The sequence below is a fragment of the Thiohalorhabdus denitrificans genome, from assembly GCF_001399755.1.
Classification (GTDB): domain Bacteria; phylum Pseudomonadota; class Gammaproteobacteria; order Thiohalorhabdales; family Thiohalorhabdaceae; genus Thiohalorhabdus; species Thiohalorhabdus denitrificans.
The window spans coordinates 285782-301590 of the sequence record NZ_LJCP01000010.1; the positions used below are offsets into that span (position 1 = coordinate 285782).

The 15809-nt window shown below is 68.2% G+C and carries 15 protein-coding genes; 3 read left to right on the forward strand and 12 right to left on the reverse strand.

Annotated elements, in window-relative coordinates; all coding sequences use genetic code 11:
- Positions 1–117 precede the first annotated feature (117 nt).
- From uvrB to AN478_RS08005, 3 genes are read left to right on the forward strand one after another with little or no spacing between them, the layout of a single operon-like run.
- A complete protein-coding gene (gene uvrB, locus AN478_RS07995; RefSeq protein ID WP_054966091.1) occupies positions 118–2130 on the forward strand; it encodes an excinuclease ABC subunit UvrB in 2013 nt (670 codons plus the stop codon).
- 49 nt (positions 2131–2179) lie between these two features.
- Complete coding sequence (locus tag AN478_RS08000) at positions 2180–2689, forward strand: low molecular weight protein-tyrosine-phosphatase (RefSeq protein ID WP_054966092.1); 510 nt, start codon at positions 2180–2182, stop codon at positions 2687–2689.
- On the forward strand, positions 2676–3536 hold the full coding sequence (locus AN478_RS08005; protein ID WP_054966093.1) for a fructosamine kinase family protein: 861 nt from the start codon (positions 2676–2678) through the stop codon (positions 3534–3536). Before AN478_RS08000 ends, AN478_RS08005 begins: the two co-directional genes overlap by 14 nt.
- A 15-nt stretch (positions 3537–3551) precedes the next feature.
- Here AN478_RS08005 and AN478_RS08010 read toward each other — a convergent pair whose 3' ends face one another.
- Genes AN478_RS08010 through AN478_RS08065 form a run of 12 tightly spaced genes read right to left on the reverse strand, consistent with a single transcriptional unit; the run spans position 3552 to position 15791 of the window.
- Positions 3552–4520 carry a tetratricopeptide repeat protein gene (locus AN478_RS08010; protein ID WP_082432959.1) on the reverse strand — a complete coding sequence of 323 codons (969 nt, stop codon included), beginning with the start codon at positions 4518–4520 and terminating at the stop codon, positions 3552–3554.
- Positions 4521–4568: 48 nt separating this feature from the next.
- A complete protein-coding gene (locus tag AN478_RS08015; protein ID WP_054966095.1) occupies positions 4569–5552 on the reverse strand; it encodes a type II secretion system F family protein in 984 nt (327 codons plus the stop codon).
- A gap of 15 nt (positions 5553–5567) precedes the next feature.
- The gene (locus tag AN478_RS08020; RefSeq protein ID WP_054966096.1) at positions 5568–6557 is read right to left on the reverse strand and encodes a type II secretion system F family protein; all 990 of its coding nucleotides are present in this window, start codon (positions 6555–6557) and stop codon (positions 5568–5570) included.
- Positions 6558–6565: 8 nt separating this feature from the next.
- Positions 6566–7903 (reverse strand): CpaF family protein, encoded by a 1338-nt coding sequence (locus AN478_RS08025; RefSeq protein WP_054966097.1) that lies wholly within the window; start codon positions 7901–7903, stop codon positions 6566–6568.
- A 14-nt stretch (positions 7904–7917) separates the two neighbouring features.
- Positions 7918–9132 carry an AAA family ATPase gene (locus tag AN478_RS08030; protein ID WP_054966098.1) on the reverse strand — a complete coding sequence of 405 codons (1215 nt, stop codon included), beginning with the start codon at positions 9130–9132 and terminating at the stop codon, positions 7918–7920.
- Positions 9133–9180: 48 nt separating this feature from the next.
- Positions 9181–9702 (reverse strand): TadE/TadG family type IV pilus assembly protein, encoded by a 522-nt coding sequence (locus AN478_RS08035; protein WP_054966099.1) that lies wholly within the window; start codon positions 9700–9702, stop codon positions 9181–9183.
- Positions 9692–10141 carry a TadE/TadG family type IV pilus assembly protein gene (locus tag AN478_RS08040; RefSeq protein ID WP_054966100.1) on the reverse strand — a complete coding sequence of 150 codons (450 nt, stop codon included), beginning with the start codon at positions 10139–10141 and terminating at the stop codon, positions 9692–9694. Before AN478_RS08040 ends, AN478_RS08035 begins: the two co-directional genes overlap by 11 nt.
- Positions 10142–10178: 37 nt before the next feature.
- Complete coding sequence (locus AN478_RS08045) at positions 10179–11633, reverse strand: TadE/TadG family type IV pilus assembly protein (RefSeq protein ID WP_054966101.1); 1455 nt, start codon at positions 11631–11633, stop codon at positions 10179–10181.
- A 20-nt stretch (positions 11634–11653) separates the two neighbouring features.
- Entirely contained in the window at positions 11654–11926 is a 273-nt protein-coding gene (locus tag AN478_RS14115) for a hypothetical protein (RefSeq protein ID WP_054966102.1), read from the reverse strand.
- 11 nt (positions 11927–11937) lie between these two features.
- Positions 11938–13470, reverse strand: coding sequence for a type II and III secretion system protein family protein (locus AN478_RS08055; RefSeq protein WP_054966103.1), 1533 nt, complete (start codon positions 13468–13470; stop codon positions 11938–11940).
- Positions 13471–13481: 11 nt separating this feature from the next.
- On the reverse strand, positions 13482–14378 hold the full coding sequence (cpaB, locus tag AN478_RS08060) for a Flp pilus assembly protein CpaB (protein ID WP_054966104.1): 897 nt from the start codon (positions 14376–14378) through the stop codon (positions 13482–13484).
- 33 nt (positions 14379–14411) lie between these two features.
- A complete protein-coding gene (locus AN478_RS08065) occupies positions 14412–15791 on the reverse strand; it encodes a hypothetical protein (protein WP_054966105.1) in 1380 nt (459 codons plus the stop codon).
- Between the last annotated feature and the right edge of the window lie 18 nt (positions 15792–15809).

Sequence of the window (15809 nt, forward strand, 5' to 3'; positions counted from 1 at the left end):
CTTGCTCCCGTCGAAGGCCATGGAAAGGCTAGAAAACTAGCATAACTGCGCGCCCGCCGCCATTTGGGGAATACCGTCCGCCCCCGGGGCGCCCTCATCACTTGGTAGAATGGTCCCATGGAAAGCAGACCCTTCAGGCTGAACAGCAGCTACGAGCCCAGCGGCGATCAGCCGGAGGCCATCCGCCAGCTGGTGGGGGGCTTCGCCAACGGCGAGGCCTACCAGACCCTGCTGGGGGTCACCGGCTCCGGCAAGACCTACACCATGGCCCAGGTCATCCAGGAGCTGGGGCGCCCCGCCGTCATCATGGCTCCCAACAAGACGCTGGCGGCCCAGCTCTACGCGGAGTTCCGCGGCTTCTTCCCGGACAACGCCGTGGAGTACTTCGTCTCCTACTACGACTATTACCAGCCGGAGGCCTACGTCCCCTCCAGCGACACGTTTATCGAGAAGGACGCCTCCATAAACGACCACATCGAGCAGATGCGGCTGTCGGCCACCAAGTCGCTGCTAGAGCGCGAGGACGCCATCATCGTCGCCTCGGTGTCGGCCATCTACGGCCTCGGCGATCCCTCGGCCTACCACGGCATGATCCTGCACCTGCGCCAGGGCGACCGCGTGGATCAGAAGGAGATCCTCGCCAAGCTCACGGACATCCAGTACCAGCGCAACGAGATGGACCTGCGGCGGGGTACCTTCCGGGTGCGCGGCGACACCATCGAGGTGTTCCCGGCCGAGAACGAGTCGGAGGCCATCCGCATCGAGATGTTCGACGACGAGGTGGACGGCCTGTCCACCTTCGATCCGCTCACCGGGGAGGTGACCGCCCGGCTGCCAAGGATCACGGTCTACCCCAAGACCCACTACGTGACGCCGCGCGCCACGCTGCTGGAGGCCATCGAGCGGATCAAGGCGGAGCTCAAGGAGCGCCTGGCGGAGCTGCGCGCCGAGAACCGGGAGGTGGAGGCCCAGCGCCTGGAGCAGCGCACCAAATTCGACATCGAGATGATGCAGGAGCTGGGCTACTGCTCGGGCATCGAGAACTACTCGCGCTACCTGTCCGGGCGCAACCCCGGCGAGCCGCCGCCCACGCTGCTGGACTACCTGCCCAACAACGGCATCATGATCATCGACGAGTCGCACGTGACCATCCCGCAGGTCGGCGGCATGTACAACGGCGACCGCAGCCGCAAGAAGACCCTGGTGGAATACGGCTTCCGGCTGCCCTCGGCCCTGGATAACCGCCCGCTGCGCTTCGAGGAGTTCGAGCGGATCATGCCGCAGAGCGTGTTCGTCTCGGCCACGCCCGGGCCCTATGAGCGGGAGCACGCCGGGCAGGTGGTGGAGCAGATTGTGCGCCCTACCGGGCTGGTGGATCCCCAGGTGGAGGTCCGGCCGGCCACCAGCCAGGTGGAGGACCTGCTCTCGGAGGTCAACGAGCGCATCGACGCCGGCGAGCGGGTACTGGTGACCACGCTCACCAAGCGCATGGCCGAGGACCTCACCAGCTACCTGGAGGAGATGAGCATCCGGGTGCGCTACATGCACTCGGATGTGGACACGGTGGAGCGCTCGGAGATCATCCGCGACCTGCGCCTGGGCAAGTTCGACGTCCTGGTGGGCATCAACCTGCTGCGCGAGGGGCTGGACCTCCCCGAGGTGTCGCTGGTAGCCATCCTCGACGCCGACAAGGAGGGCTTCCTGCGTTCCGACCGCAGTCTCATCCAGACCATCGGGCGGGCCGCGCGCAACGTCAACGGCACCGCCATCCTCTACGCCGACACCATGACCGGCTCCATGCGCCGTTCCATTGACGAGACCGAGCGCCGCCGGGAGAAGCAGCAGGCTTATAACGAGGAGCACGGCATCACCCCGGAGACCATCCAGAAGGAGGTCCAGGATATCCTGGAAGGGGTCCCCGAGAAGGGCGGCTACACCGGCCCGGCGCCCAAGAAGGTGGCGGACAAGAAGGGCGGGTACGAGGCCCTGAGCCCCGAGGAGGCCGACAAGGAGATCAAGCGCCTCCGCGAGGAGATGTTCGAGAAGGCGCGCAATATGGAGTTCGAGGAGGCGGCCCGGCTGCGCGATCGGGTACAGGAGCTGGAGTCCAAGGCCCTGGGCGTGGAATAGGCCCGGCTCCCCGAGCCGCCGCAATTGCCAGCACCAACCGGGATAGGGAATGAACGAGCACGACGGCGAGATCCGCATCCTCGTGGTCTGTCTGGGCAACATCTGCCGGTCGCCCACCGCCCACGGCGTCCTGCAGCGCAAGCTGGAGGACGCCGGCCTCGACGGGCGTGTGCAGGTGGACAGCGCGGGCACCGGCGACTACCACATCGGCAAAATGCCCGATCCGCGCGCCTGCGAGGCGGCCGCCGGGCGCGGCTACGACCTCACGGGCCTGCGGGCCCGCCAGGTAGAGCCCGGCGACTTCAAGCGCTTCCACCTGATCCTGGCGGCGGACAGCGAGAACTACGCCGATCTGGTGGCCCTGGCCCCCAGCGCGGCGGACCGCGACAAGGTGCGGTTTCTGTTGGATTTCGCCGCCTCCCCGGACCAGGAGGTGCCGGACCCCTACGCCGAGGCGGACGAGGCCTTCGACCGGGTCCTGGACCTGGCGGAGGAGGCCGCCGACGGGCTGGTGGAAGCGGTGCAAACGGGGGAGTGGGTCACCTATGCCTCTGCCTGAAGCCCTGCGCGAACGGACCCAGGAGATTATCGGCGCGCCCCTGGAGGGTGCCGCCCCCCTGAGCGGCGGTTGCGTCGGCGAAGTGTACGGCGCACACGCCGGGGGACGGGAGTACGTGGTCAAGGTGGAGACCCCGGCCACGGACCTGCTGGAGACGGAGGGCCGCATGCTGCGCCACCTGGCGGAGCGCAGCCCCCTACCGGCCCCCGATCCATTGCATTTCGAGCCCGGACTGCTGGTGATGCCGCGCATCGAGGGCGACCACCACTTCGGGCCCGCCGCCGAGGAGCACGCCGCGGACCTGTTCGCCGCCCTGCACACGGAACCCGCCCCGCATTTCGGTTTCGAGTACGACACCGTCATCGGCGGGCTGCCCCAGCCCAACCCTCGCTACGAGCGCTGGGCGGACTTCTTCGCTGAGGCCCGCCTGCTGGAGATGGCCGGTCAAGCCCGAACCGCCGGGCGCCTGGACGACGCCCTGTACGGCCGCATCGAGCGCTTCGCCACCGACGCGGCGGACTGGTTCCCCGAGCCCGAGCACCCGGCCCTGCTTCACGGCGACGCCTGGGACAACAACATCCTGGCGGCCGGCGACCGGATTACCGGCTTCATCGATCCGGCCCTGTACTGGGGTCACCCGGAGGTGGAGCTCGCCTTCACCACCATGTTCCGCACCTTCAGCGACCGTTTCTACGCCCGGTACGGCGAACAGCGTCCCATCGAGCCGGAGTTCTTCGAGGTGCGCCGGCCCCTGTACAACCTCTATCCGCTCCTGGTCCACGTCCGGCTGTTCGGAGGCCCCTACCGCTCCTCGGTGGAGAACACCCTGAAACGGTTCGGCTACTAGGGGCGCCCCGGCCGGTCAGTCCGATTCGGACACCCGCATCTGTTTGTGGGGCCCGTCCTGCCGCTCCGCCTCCGCCTTTCGCCGGCGGGCCGCCAGTTCCTCCAGGTTGCGCTCCGCCCGCTGGTAGTAGGTGGGACTGGCGTCCAGCGCCTGGCGGAAAAGCCGTTCCGCGGCCTCGTAGTCGCCCTGGAGCATGGCCACGTAGCCCACGTTGTTGCTGGCCTCGTGCCGCTTCATGCCCCTTTTCAGGATCCGGAACGCCTCCCGGTACCGCCCCTGCCGGGCCAGAACCACCCCGAGGTTGTTGCGCAGGGGAGGGTATTCGCTCCCTCGCTCCAGCCCCCTCTGCAGGATCCGCTCCGCCGCCTCCAGGTTGCCGGCCATGGTCTTGGAGAAGCCGTAGTTGCTTAGCACGCGGGGGTTTCCGGAGGAGACCTCCAGGGCGCGCCGGTAATCCTCATCGGCCCGGGCGAACTCCCCGTACAAGTCGTGGATGAAGGCGAGGCCGTTCCAGGCCCGCCAACGGCCCGGCTCCTTCGCCACCAGCTGCTCCAGGGTCCCTCGCGCCGCGGCCAGCTTCCGCAGGCGCAACCGGGCCAGCCCGAGCCCCTCCAAGGCCTCGCCGTTCTCCGGCTCCAGCCGAGCCAGCCGCCCGAACACCTCCGCGGCCCGCCGGTGCTCGTCCTGCCGGGCGAAGGCCCGGCCGAGGCCCAGCAGGGCCTCGCCGTCCTCGGAGCGGTCCTTGACCACCTCGCGGAAGTGGCGCTCGGCTTCCCGCCAGTTCTCCTCCTCCAGGGCCGTTTGACCCCGCTCGAGGTGCTCCTCCGGACGGAGGTCCAGGTCCTCCGGGCTGGGGTCCCGTTGGGTGACGTCCCCCCGCTGGACCGGCTGCATCTCGGAGGTCGGGGACTGCTGGGTCGCGCATGCCGTCATGCCGAAGAGGACGGCAACGAGGAGGCCAATTTTCCGTGGGAGTAATTGCATGGGGCCCTCGCGGTTACGTTGGAAAGGGCGGCCGGATGCCACGGGCCGCTAGTCGCCCAGGGCGGGCCCTAGGCCCCGCATGATCTGGATCACCGCCGGTCCCAGTATGACCAGGAACAGCGCCGGGAAGATGAACAGGATCACCGGGAAGATCAGCTTCACCGGCAGCTTGGCGGCCTTCTCCTCGGCGATCTGGATGCGCAGGGTGCGCATCTCCTGGGCCTGCTCCCGCAGGGCCTTGCCGATCCCGGTGCCGAAACGCTCCGCCTGGATCAGCACACTTACGAGGGAGCGAACCTCCTCGATCTCGGTGCGCTCGGCCAGGTCCTTCAGGGCCTCCTCCCGGCTCTTCCCCGCGCGCAGCTCCCAGCCCACGATGGCCAGCTCCTCGGAGATCTCCGGGTGGCTGAGCTTCAGTTCGCGGCTTACCCGCTGGAGGGTGGCATCGAACCCCAGGCCCGCCTCCACGCACACCACCATCATGTCCATGGCATCGGCAAAGCCGTCCCGGAAGGCGGTAAGCCGCCGCTGGTGCCGGCGCTCCACCAGCCAGTCGGGTAGGTAATAGCCGATCATTCCCAGGAGGAGCACACCGGCCAGGACGGCGATGTTTCCCACGAACAGGGACCTGCCGAAGAAGAGTACCCCCAGGGTAAGGGACAGGATCAGCAGCCCCACCGCCAGCAGGGCCTTCAGGCCCATGAACACCTCCAGGGAGTGCGGTCCGCGAATCCCGGCCTGGACGAGCTTCTTCCGGATCCGGGATTTCTGCCAGTCCTCGGTAGGGATGGTGACCTGGGACAGCCGCTGGGAGAGGCGCAGGAGGAAGCCTTGCTGTCCTTCGGCCTGCTCTCCCGCCTCTTTCCGCTGGCGCGGGCGGAAGAAGGTCTCCATGCGCTTGCGCACTGGCCTTTGCCGGTTGAGCAACAGGGCGGCCACGCTCTGCACGGCGAGCACCACCGCGATGAAGACCAGACCGGAGGCCAGGGGCCAGACCTGCTCCTGCGAGAAATTGGTGAACAGTTCCTCCACTTCCCGAACCCCCGGTCATATATGGAAATTGACCATCCGCCGGATGACGAAATAGCCCACGAGGAAGAGCAGAAGCTGGGCGCCGAGGATCATCCGGCCGAAGGGCTCGTTGACCAGGGGCGCCATATAGCCGGGGTTCATCACACTGATTGCCCCGCCAACCACGAAGGGCAGGGCGATGAGGACGTGGGCCGACATCTTCATCTCCGCCGCGTTGATCTGGACCTCCCGGTAGGTCTTCTGGCGGGCCCGGATAATGTCGGCGAGGCGGGTAAGCAGGTCGGCCAGGTTGCCGCCGGTGGAGCGCTGCAGGTTGACCGCCGTGGCGAAGTAGTGGACCTCGGGGATGCCCACCCGGGAGGCCAGGTTGTACAGGGCGGACTCCAGGTCCAGCCCGAAGTTGATTTCCTCGAAGGTCAGGCGGAACTGGCTGCCCACCGGCTCGGGGAGCTCCCCCGCGGCGGCCTTCAGCGAGGCGGGGAAGGGGTTCCCAGCGCGCAGGCTGCGGGCCAGGAAGTCGAGGGCGTCGGGCAGGATCTCCGCGAACCGGGCCTGGTTCTTGGCCACCTGTCGGCGCAGCCAGAGCAGCGGGACCCCGAATCCCACCACGCCGCCCACCAACAGGGCGGGCAGGAGGCGCCACTGGGCCACCACCCCCAGGGCCAGGAAGAGCGCCAGGGCCGTCCCACCGCCCAGGGCCAGGAAGCGGGGCACGGTCAGGTTGACCCCGCTCCGGACCAGCATCCGGTCGAGGGTCTGGATCCGTGGGATGTAAGCAAGAAGGCGATCCAGCCAGGGCAGATCGCTGAACCGCTCGCGCTTGACCAGATCGGGGGCCTCCATGCCGTGCTCGCCGCCGGCGGACAGGGTCCGGATCTGGTTGAGGAAGCGTGAGCGGCCCTGGGACCGGAAGCTACGGAAGAGCTGGTACAGGCCTTCCACCAGCAGCACCACCGCCAGGAAAACCAGCGCCGAGATCGCGTAGAAGCCGAGGTTCTGGTCCATAGGGTGCCCTATTCGTAGGCCCGGTCCGGATCGAACAGGGCGTCGTCGAGCCGTATGCCCTGCTCCTGGAAGCGGCCGAGGATCTGGGGCCGGATTCCGGAGGCCTGGAACACTCCCTGCACCCGGCCCTCGGAGGAGACCGTCTGCTGCCGGAAGCGGAAGATCTCCTGCATGCTGATCACCTCCTCCTCCATTCCCGTGATCTCCTGGATGCTGGACACCAGCCGGCGGCCGTCCATGAGCCGTTCCAGCTGCACCACCAGGTGCAGGGCCGAGGAGATCTGGTGCCGGATGACGTTGGGTGGGATGGAGATGCCCGTCATGCCCACCATGTGGTCCAGGCGGGTCATGGAGTCTCGCGGGGTGTTGGCGTGGATGGTGGTCAGGGAGCCTTCGTGGCCCGTGTTCATGGCCTGCAGCATGTCCAGCGCCTCCTCGCCGCGCACCTCGCCCAGGACCATGCGGTCGGGGCGCATGCGCAGGGCGTTGCGGACCAGGTCCCGCTGGGTAATCTCGCCCTCGCCCTCGATGTTGGGCGGGCGGGTCTCCATGCGGACCACGTGGGGCTGCTGCAGCTGCAGCTCGGCGGAATCCTCGATGGTCACCACCCGTTCCCATTCCGGAATGGACCCGGACATGGCGTTCAGCAGGGTGGTCTTGCCCGTGCCCGTGCCGCCGGAGATGAGCACATTGACCCGGGAGCGCACGGCGGAGCGGAGGAAATCGGCCATGCCCGCGGTGAGGCTCTTCCGCTCCACCAGGTTCTCCATGGTCAACGGATCTTCGCTGAACTTGCGGATGGACAGCATGGGCCCGTCCACCGCGATGGGCGGGATCACCGCGTTCACCCGGGACCCGTCCGCCAGGCGCGCATCCACCATGGGGGAGGACTCGTCGATCCGCCGCCCGATGCCGCTGACGATCTTGTCGATGATGCGCATCAGGTGGTCGTCGTTCTGGAACCGGGCCGAGGCCTCCTCCAGACGCCCGGCGCGCTCCACGTAGACCGTCTGGGAGGTGTTCACCAGGATGTCGTTGACCGTGGGGTCGGCGAGCAGGGGCTCCAGGGGACCGAGGCCCAGGACCTCGTCCTGGATCTCCTGCACCAGGCGGTCCCGTTCCGCGGCGTTCAGCGGGATGTCCTCCTCGGCCAGCATTTCCCGCACCAGCTCGCCGATCTGCTCTCGGACCTCCCGGGGATCGAGGTGCTCGATGATGGCCAGGTTCATGCGGTCCAGGAGACGGCGATGGATCTGCCCCTTCATCTCCTGGAAATCGGGCAGGTTGTGGGCCCCCTGGGACCCACCCCCCTGGGATCGCAGAGCGTGCTCCCGGTCTTCGGCCATGGCTTCCTACTCCGTTATCGCCGGAAAAGGTTCCACAAGGAGCCCCCCTTCCGCCGATCCCCGGCGCTGCCCGGGGTGGCTTGGGAGGGCTGGGCGAGACGGCTGGCGAGCGCCTGGAGGTCCCTGGCGAGCGGGGACTGGCTTTTGACCTCGGCCACAGGACGCCCCTCGGCCTGGGCCCGGTTGGCCGCCTCGAAATCGTTATGCACCCGGGCTCCGATCTCCCGGCCGAGGAGGGCGGGGATGTCCTCCTCCCGGATGTCGCCAAGCCGTTTGCCGGTGGCCCGGTTCAGGAGCAGCTCCAGCTTCTCCGCCCGAACCCCCAAGGTGGCAAGGCCATCCAGGGTGGTCCGGGCGTCGTGCAGGGTGGCGATGTCCTGCTGGATGACCAGGTGCACGGGGTCGGCGATGGCCAGGGTGGTTACCATCAGCGGGTTGAAAACGCGGGGCAGGTCCAGAATCACGTAGTCGTGGCTCTCGAGGGCGGCCCCGAGGATAGGCCTGGCAACCTCGCCCGGGATCTCGCCGCTGCCCTGGATCGACTCCGGAGCCGCAAGCACATGGAGGCCGCTGTCGTGCTCCGTCATGAGCGCCCCCAGGAACAGGGGATCCACCCGTTCGGGGGCATCCAGTGCGTCCTGGATGGTGCGCTCGGGGCGTAGGTTGAGGGACATGGCCACCGCGCCGAACTGGAGGTCCAAGTCCAGGATGGCCACCTTGGCCTCCCCGCCTGCGGCCAGATGGTAGGCCACGTTGGTGGCGAGGGTGGTGGCCCCGGCCCCGCCCTTGGCGTTAAGGAAGGCGATGGCCTTGCCCCGGGGGGCTTGGTCGGCCCGCAGGCTGTCCCGCTCGGATACGAGGACCCCCTCCAGCTCCCGGGCGAGCTGGTCGGGGAGTTCCGGCTGGGGCAGGACATCCCGCACCCCCGCCCGCATGAGGGTGCGCAGGGCCTTCAGGTCACCCTGGGCGTACGTAACGAAGACATTGGCCCGGTCGCCGACCGTCGCCACCAGCTCCCGGGTCCGCTGGAGGTCCCCCTCATCCTGGCTGTCGATCTCCAGCAGGACGAGGTGGGTAAGGCGGGCCGCCTCGATATGGCTCAGGGGCCCTTCCTCGCCGACCATCCGCAGGTCCAGGTCGATCCCTTCCACCCCCTGGGCGGCCTCGTTGATCTCCCGCGCAGTGGCCGGTTCGGTGAGGAGCGCCAGCACCTTGAGCCCGATAATCATTGGGGTGGAAAACCTCTCATTTGCCGAGAAATCCGTCCTTGAGGAGCCTCAGGAGACGGGCTGGGTCTCCAGATCCTCGGAGGTCCGGCTGGACGCGAACGCCGGCAGGGTCACCTCCGTCTCCAGTCCCAGGATGTGGGGGACCATCAGGCGGTGCTCCACGTCCTGAACCTCCACCGTGACCGTCAGCACCGGCGTCGGCCGGTCCGCATGGCCCGTTCCCGAACAGCGGTAGGTCACCACCACCTGCTCCTCCTCAAGCGGAGCGTAGAGCGTCTTCATGGATGCAAGCACCCGGTCGCTGGGGCCCGCCTGGACCTCTCCGGAGGTCCCCTCGGAGCACTCGGAGAGCAGCTCACCGAGGTCGGCCTGGGGGTCGTTGACGATGGCGGTGCGGACGCCCGCGCGGGTGGCCTCGGCTACCCTCGACCAGTTGAACAGGGCGTAGCCGAATTCCAGTACACCCAGAACCAGCACGAGAAAGAGCATCAGACCCACGGCCAGCTCCACCAGGGCCGCGCCGGCCTGATCCTGGAATTCCTCGGCCCGTGGTAAAGGCTCATTCCCCAACGTAGCGTTCCTCCGCCATGGCCCGGAGGACTAGGTCACCGAGGGGGAGGAATTCCCCCGTGGCGATCACCGGGTCGAAATCCGCGGCGGCCCGGACGCGGATCACGCAGGGAGAGCCCGCCATGCCTTCCCCCGAAATCGGCTCCGGGCCGAGCCCTTCGATGGTTACGTTCTCCGTTCCGAGGTTGGGAACCAGCGGGTCCGTGGTCCCGAAGGGGTCGCCGAAAACCACCAGGCGGGTGGCCCTCTCGACACCCTCGCCCCAGTTTTCCCCCTCCGCACAGCTTTCCCAGTCCAATGCCCCGGGCTCCCGGCTCAGATAGCGGGCCCCCGATTCCGCCGCCTTGGCGAGGATGTGGTTCTGGTAGAGGCCCCGCCCCAGCTCGACGACCCCCACCAGCAGGAGCATAAGCACGGGGAGCACAAGGGCCAGCTCCACCAGGGCAGCCCCTCGTTCCTCGCCACCGGCCCTTGCCCTATTCATAGAGCTGAACATCCACGTGGTATTCCTCGTCCTTGCCGCTCGCTAGGCCCATGTACTCCACTAGGAAGTCGATGTCGGTGTCCGAGGCCCCCTGCTTGGCCCGCTGGAGGACGAAGAACTTGGCGAAGGTCTCGGCGATCACGTCCATGTCCCCCTTCACCTCCTGCTCCTCACAGTTAACCGCGGCCACGAGCAGGGTGCGCCGCCCCGGAACCGAGGCCGGTTCCGAATCGAAATCCAGATGGTTCGGGTCGGCGAGGCCGTCGGGGACGGGATCGGGCCGCTCGGGAGTCGGGGCCGGATCGGTGTAGGTGTCGTGGTCCGGAACGGGGATGGGCAGATCGGCATCCGCGGGACAACTAACCCCGTCGCCGGCGTCCGGGTCACAGGGCGGGTAGCCCTCGGTGAGCTCCCATAAGTGGGCCTCCCTGCGGGTCCAGGAGTCCCAGTCCAGCGGCTTGGGTTGGCCGTGGTAGGCGTGATAATCGGCCCAATAGTCGGCGGCCGGCCAATCCCCCTTGCCGAAGCGTTCGGACATCCCGCCGATGTCCCGGAAGCTCTGGTCCTGGGGGTAGCCCATGACGCCCGGGGACGGGGGGAAATCATCGGGGGTCATCCCCTTGTAGAGATCGAAGCGGGTGTTCCAACCGTGGTTGGGCCAGCTCTGCACGGTGCCTGTACGGGTGTGGAGGTCGGGGTAGGTACACCCCTGGCGGCTCGGGTCGGCGATGTATTCGCCGAGGGCTTTGGCGCCATGCTCTGGATCCCCCGATTCGTCCGAGGGGCGAAGGAAGGCGAAGTTGCCGGGTTCCCAGTGGTCCGCTTGGTATTTGAGGTACATCGAGTCCCCCGGCTCCAGCAGGGGCCCCTCGGGCCGGTGGGGGTCCACCGCCTCCCGGAAGGTCTCCCCCTCCGCCTCGAAGGGGTTGCAGAACATCACCGGCGGGAATTCGCACATATAGTAGTGCCGCCCGGCGAGTGCCCGGACATCCACCCGAAGCTCGTCCTGCATGGAAACCCCGGGCAGGACGTCCAGGACGGGCAGGAATAGGAGGTCCACTGGCCATTGCTCGATCCGGACCTCCGCGTAATGCGCCTCCCGGTAGGAGGTGGTCTCCACCTTTCCGGAGCCTTCGGGGTCCCGGCTGGAGCCAATGGTGGCGTAGAAGGTGAAGTTCTCGTCCGGCAGGACGTCCTCCAGCGGGATTCCTTGGGGCTCCAGCATCTCCCGGGCGGCCTGCCGGGCCCGCTCCAGGGCCCCGTATCGGGCGTTCAGCTCCGTGGCCGCCGCCAGGGCCGCCCCGTCCGCGGCGTTCTGCAGCCGGCTCTTCCACAGCGCCAGGCGGCCGAAATCCAGGGCCAGGCCCGTCATTCCCAGCAAGACCGCGATCAGAATGGCCATCATGGGCAGGACCGCCCCGCCTTCCCGCTTTTGGATGCCCCGCATGGCACCTACCTCCCGGGGCCTCATTGTCCCTGCATGTTCTCGAGAAGCCGCTCCCCGTCCGCCTCGTTCTGTTCGGTTCGGTAGTTCTCCAGCACCCGCTCGGCCTTGGGCCCGTCGAGAGGGGTGGCCGTAGGGTCCTGGCGGGGCGCTTCGGGATTCAGAAGCTGGACCTTCATGTTGTTGCGGACCGCGTCGCCGTGTCGGGCGTCCTCGCCGCCTGCCTTCCCGAGGGCCGGCGGGCCCGCCAGGAGCAGGGCGATTGCCAGAATCGCCGCGGGTGCGTTGTGGTTCATGGTCCGTTCCCTCACAGCTGATGTCCGTAGGCGCCTTCCATGCCCCCGTCCTCGGGCGGAGTCCCGGCCGGGGCCTCATCCGCCTCCCGGTGCCCGTCTCCCGGCTCCTCGGGGGCCAGTCCTTCCACCCGGCCCATGAGGTACTGGTCGAACCGGCTGGGGGGCAGGACGCCGTCGGTGGGCAGGGCCATCCGCTCCGCCCGGGCGGGCTTTACCAGATGGGGGGTGACGATGATCACCAGCTCGCTCTGGTTCTGCTGGAAATCGGTGCTGCGGAACAGCGCCCCCAGGATCGGGATGTCCCCCAGGACGGGGAATTTGGTCACCGTGCTCTGGTCCTCGCTCTCGATCAGCCCGGCGAGGGCGAAGCTTTCCCCGTCCCCGAGCTCCACCGTGGACGACGCCCGCCGGGTGGCCAGGCCGGGGATATTGAACCCGCCCGGCGTCCGGAAGCTGGCGGTGGGGTCGATGTTGGAGACCTCGGTCTGCAGGTTGATATTGATCTTGCCGGGGGAAAGCACCGTGGGGGTGAACTCCAGCCCCACACCGAACTCCTTGAATTCCACGGTAATGGCGTTCATGCCCTCCGCCCCCGCCGAGGACTGGGCCGCCGGCACCGGGAACTCCCCGCCCACCAGGAAGCTGGCCTCCTGCCCGGACAGGGCGATGATGTTGGGCTCGGCGAGGGTGCTTGCCAGGCCCTTCTCCTCGAGGGCCTTGACCTGGAAGTTCACTCCCTCGAACAGCATGCCCAGGGTCCCGAAGGGGGTGGCCTGGAGGGTGCTTTCCTGCAGGAAGTCGAAGGCGAAATCGTCGCCCGCGGTCCCAGAGGCCCCCGCCTCGGGGGTTCCCGCCATGCCGGGCGCGGGGCTGCCGAAGTTGTTGCCGCCCTGTGGGGTATCGCCCAGGTTGTTGGTGGTATCCACTCCCAGGGAGCGCAGGGCATCCCGGTTCACCTCGGACACCTTCACCTCCAGGAGGACCTGCTGCCCCCCGCCCACCTGCAGGCGGTTGGTGACATTTTCGCCGGCGAAGCTGCGGGTGACGGCAAGGGCCGTGTCCATGGCCTCCTTGCTGGACACCTGGCCGGAGAGGAGGACCGAACCGCTGGAGGCCCGGACCTGGATGTCCTCCTCCTCGGGGAGAACCTCATGGAGCTTGCGCTTGATGGCGGTCAGGTCGTGGCCCACCAGGACGTCCAGCAGAGCGATGAGATCGCCTTGCTCGCTGCGCAGGGCCAGGTTGGTCAGGCCGGGCGACTTCCCGAGAATCAGCACCTGCCGGGAGGTCAGGAGCTTGACGTCGGCCACCTCCTGGCTGCCGAGGATTAACTGTTCAACGGGACGGGGGGAGCGGAGGATCTTGGATTTCCCCACCGCGAGCCGGAATTCCTCCTTCTCCTGATCGCCGAGCTCCAGCTCCACCTTTTTTCCCTGGTCTCCCTGGCCGATGGCGGTAATGGGGGCCGCCACTCCCAGAAGGGCGACAACCGCACCCAGCCAATGGGCGACGTTGCCCCGTGCTCCGTTTGTCTTCCCCAGCAATCTTGCCGCCCTCATTGGTCCGCCTTCGCCTGTTGCTCGGGGCCATCCGGCGAGGCCTCCTGGCCTTCCGGGACCCGCTTCTCCTCGACCACCAAACCCCGGATCAGCTCCACCTTGCGGTCCGAAGAGGCCTTCTTGGTCTTTTCCTTTGAGGAAGAGGAGGCCACGGGCCGGGGGTTGGCGGGTGGAGTGATCAGGTTGCCGGTGGCGATAACGTTCGGCCTGGGGGTTTGCCCGTCCCCCTCGTTGCGCAGGGCCAGGCTGAGCTCCCCGACGCTTTCGGCCAGGGTGATGCGCTGCGCCTGCTCGGGGGTCGTCCGCAGGGTGACCGTATTCACCACCTTGGGCTCCTCCTCCTCCTCGGAGGCCACCTGGTCGATCCCCAGGACCCGCAGGTTCTGCTCGAGGATGCGGGTGACCTTGTCCTCCCGGATCCGTCCCGCGGTGGTGGTGTGCAGGACGTCCACCCGGTCGCCGGGCAGGACAAAACCGCCCACGCCGCGGACCTCGTTGACGGGGATGGTTATGGCCCGCATCCCCTCGGGGATTTTTGCGGTCAGGCCCCGCAGCCGGCCTTTGCCGGCCACCTTGTAGTCCAGGACCGGCTCCCCCTTGCGGATCTCCTTGGTCAGGGTGGGTGGGGCGTCCCCCCCGAGCAGCCTGTCGGGGTCCGCATAGGCCCCCTCCGGAACGGCCTCCTTCGGCCAGTCCACCGTGGTCACCAGGAGGTCCCGGAGGTCGTCCCCGGCCGCCAGGTCCTCGGTGACCACCACCACGGGCCGGGTCTCCACCGCGGAAGTCTCCACCACCTCCGGCTCCGGGGGCTGCAGCTGGGTGTTGAGCAGCCAGACGGCGATGCCACCGATGACGACGGCGACGGAAAGGGTGATCAGGGCCCGTCTCTCCATGGTGCCTCCCACCGAGGGGCGGCCGCGTCCGGCCTACCCTTGAACGAAATAAACCTGCCAGGCCCGCGCCAGGGCCTCCTCGGAGAGCCTGGGCTCCTCGCCCTCGAACAGCGCGAACTCGATGACCTTGTTGATCAGGTCCCGCGGGTGGCACGCGATCAAAGGCGTGCCGGTGGGCTCGTAGTGGGCCCGTAGCAGGTAGTCCACCGCCTCGTCACGGTATTCCAGCCCGTTGGCGCGGCAGTACTGGGCGAAGATGGCCCGGTAGTCCGCCTCGTCGAGGTGCCCCAGATAGACCTTGTAGCCCAGGCGACGCAGGAAGGCGTTGTCGGCGAGATCCTGCGGCCGGAGGTTGGTGGCGAAGATGGGGAACACGTCGAAGGGGACGGGGAACTTGGCGCCGCTCTGCAGGGCCAGGTAGTCGATCCCCGCCTCCAGGGGCACCACCCACCGGTTCAGGAGGGTGGTGACCTCCACCTGCTGCCGGCCCAGGTCGTCGATCATGAGCAGGCCCCCGGCGGCCTTCACCTGCAGCGGAGCCTCGTAGAAGTTGCCGGCGGCGTGGTAAGCGGGATCGAGCATGTCCGCCGTCAGCTCGCCGCCGGCAATCACCACCGGACGCCGGCACCGGACCCAGCGTCGATCCCAGTCCTCACCGGGCCGGTCCAGGGAAGGGTCCGGGGTCCGGGCGGCGGGGGCCTCCGCGGGCTTGTGGTAGACGGGGTCGAAGACCCGCACGATCTGGCCGTCCACGGAGACGGCGTGGGGCACCGCCACATCGCCCTGGAGGAGATGGGCGAACTGCGTTGCCAGCAGGGTCTTGCCGGTGCCCGCCGGGCCGTAGATGAACAGGGAGCTGGCGCTGTTGAAGGCCGCTCCGAGCTGCTCGAGGACCCGCTCGGGGACCACCAAGCCGGCGAAGGCCTCGTCCATGGCGGTGCGGTCCACCACGGTCCAGCGCACGCTCTGGGCCTCGATCTGGCGCTGGAACTGCTCCAGAGGAACGGGCACCGGGCCGACGTAGCCGTCGTCCTCGAGGTGGGAGCGGGCCCGGTCCCGGCCCTGCTGGCTGAGGAAGTAGGTCTCGGTGCCGCTCGGGGCCCCCGGGCGGGCGCCTTGGACATCCACCAGGTGCTCGCGCCGCAGGAAGGTGATGGTTTCCTGCAGCAGGGACACGGGCACCCCCAGGTTCCGGCCCAGCTCGTCGAGACGCTGGGCACCGCCCGTGTGCAGGTGCTTCAGCAGGAGCCGGACCAGGGTCTCCGGGCCCACCCCCAAATCGGCCTGCTCGCGGGGTGCGCCGGGATAGGTGGGTCCATCCGCCCGGCGTTGGCCCTGGCGGGAAAGCTTCCGGTGGCGGAACCGCCCCAGGACCTCCGGGGTGGCCTCCGCGGCGGGGGAGGGCAGACTCATGACCAGGTACCCCTTTTC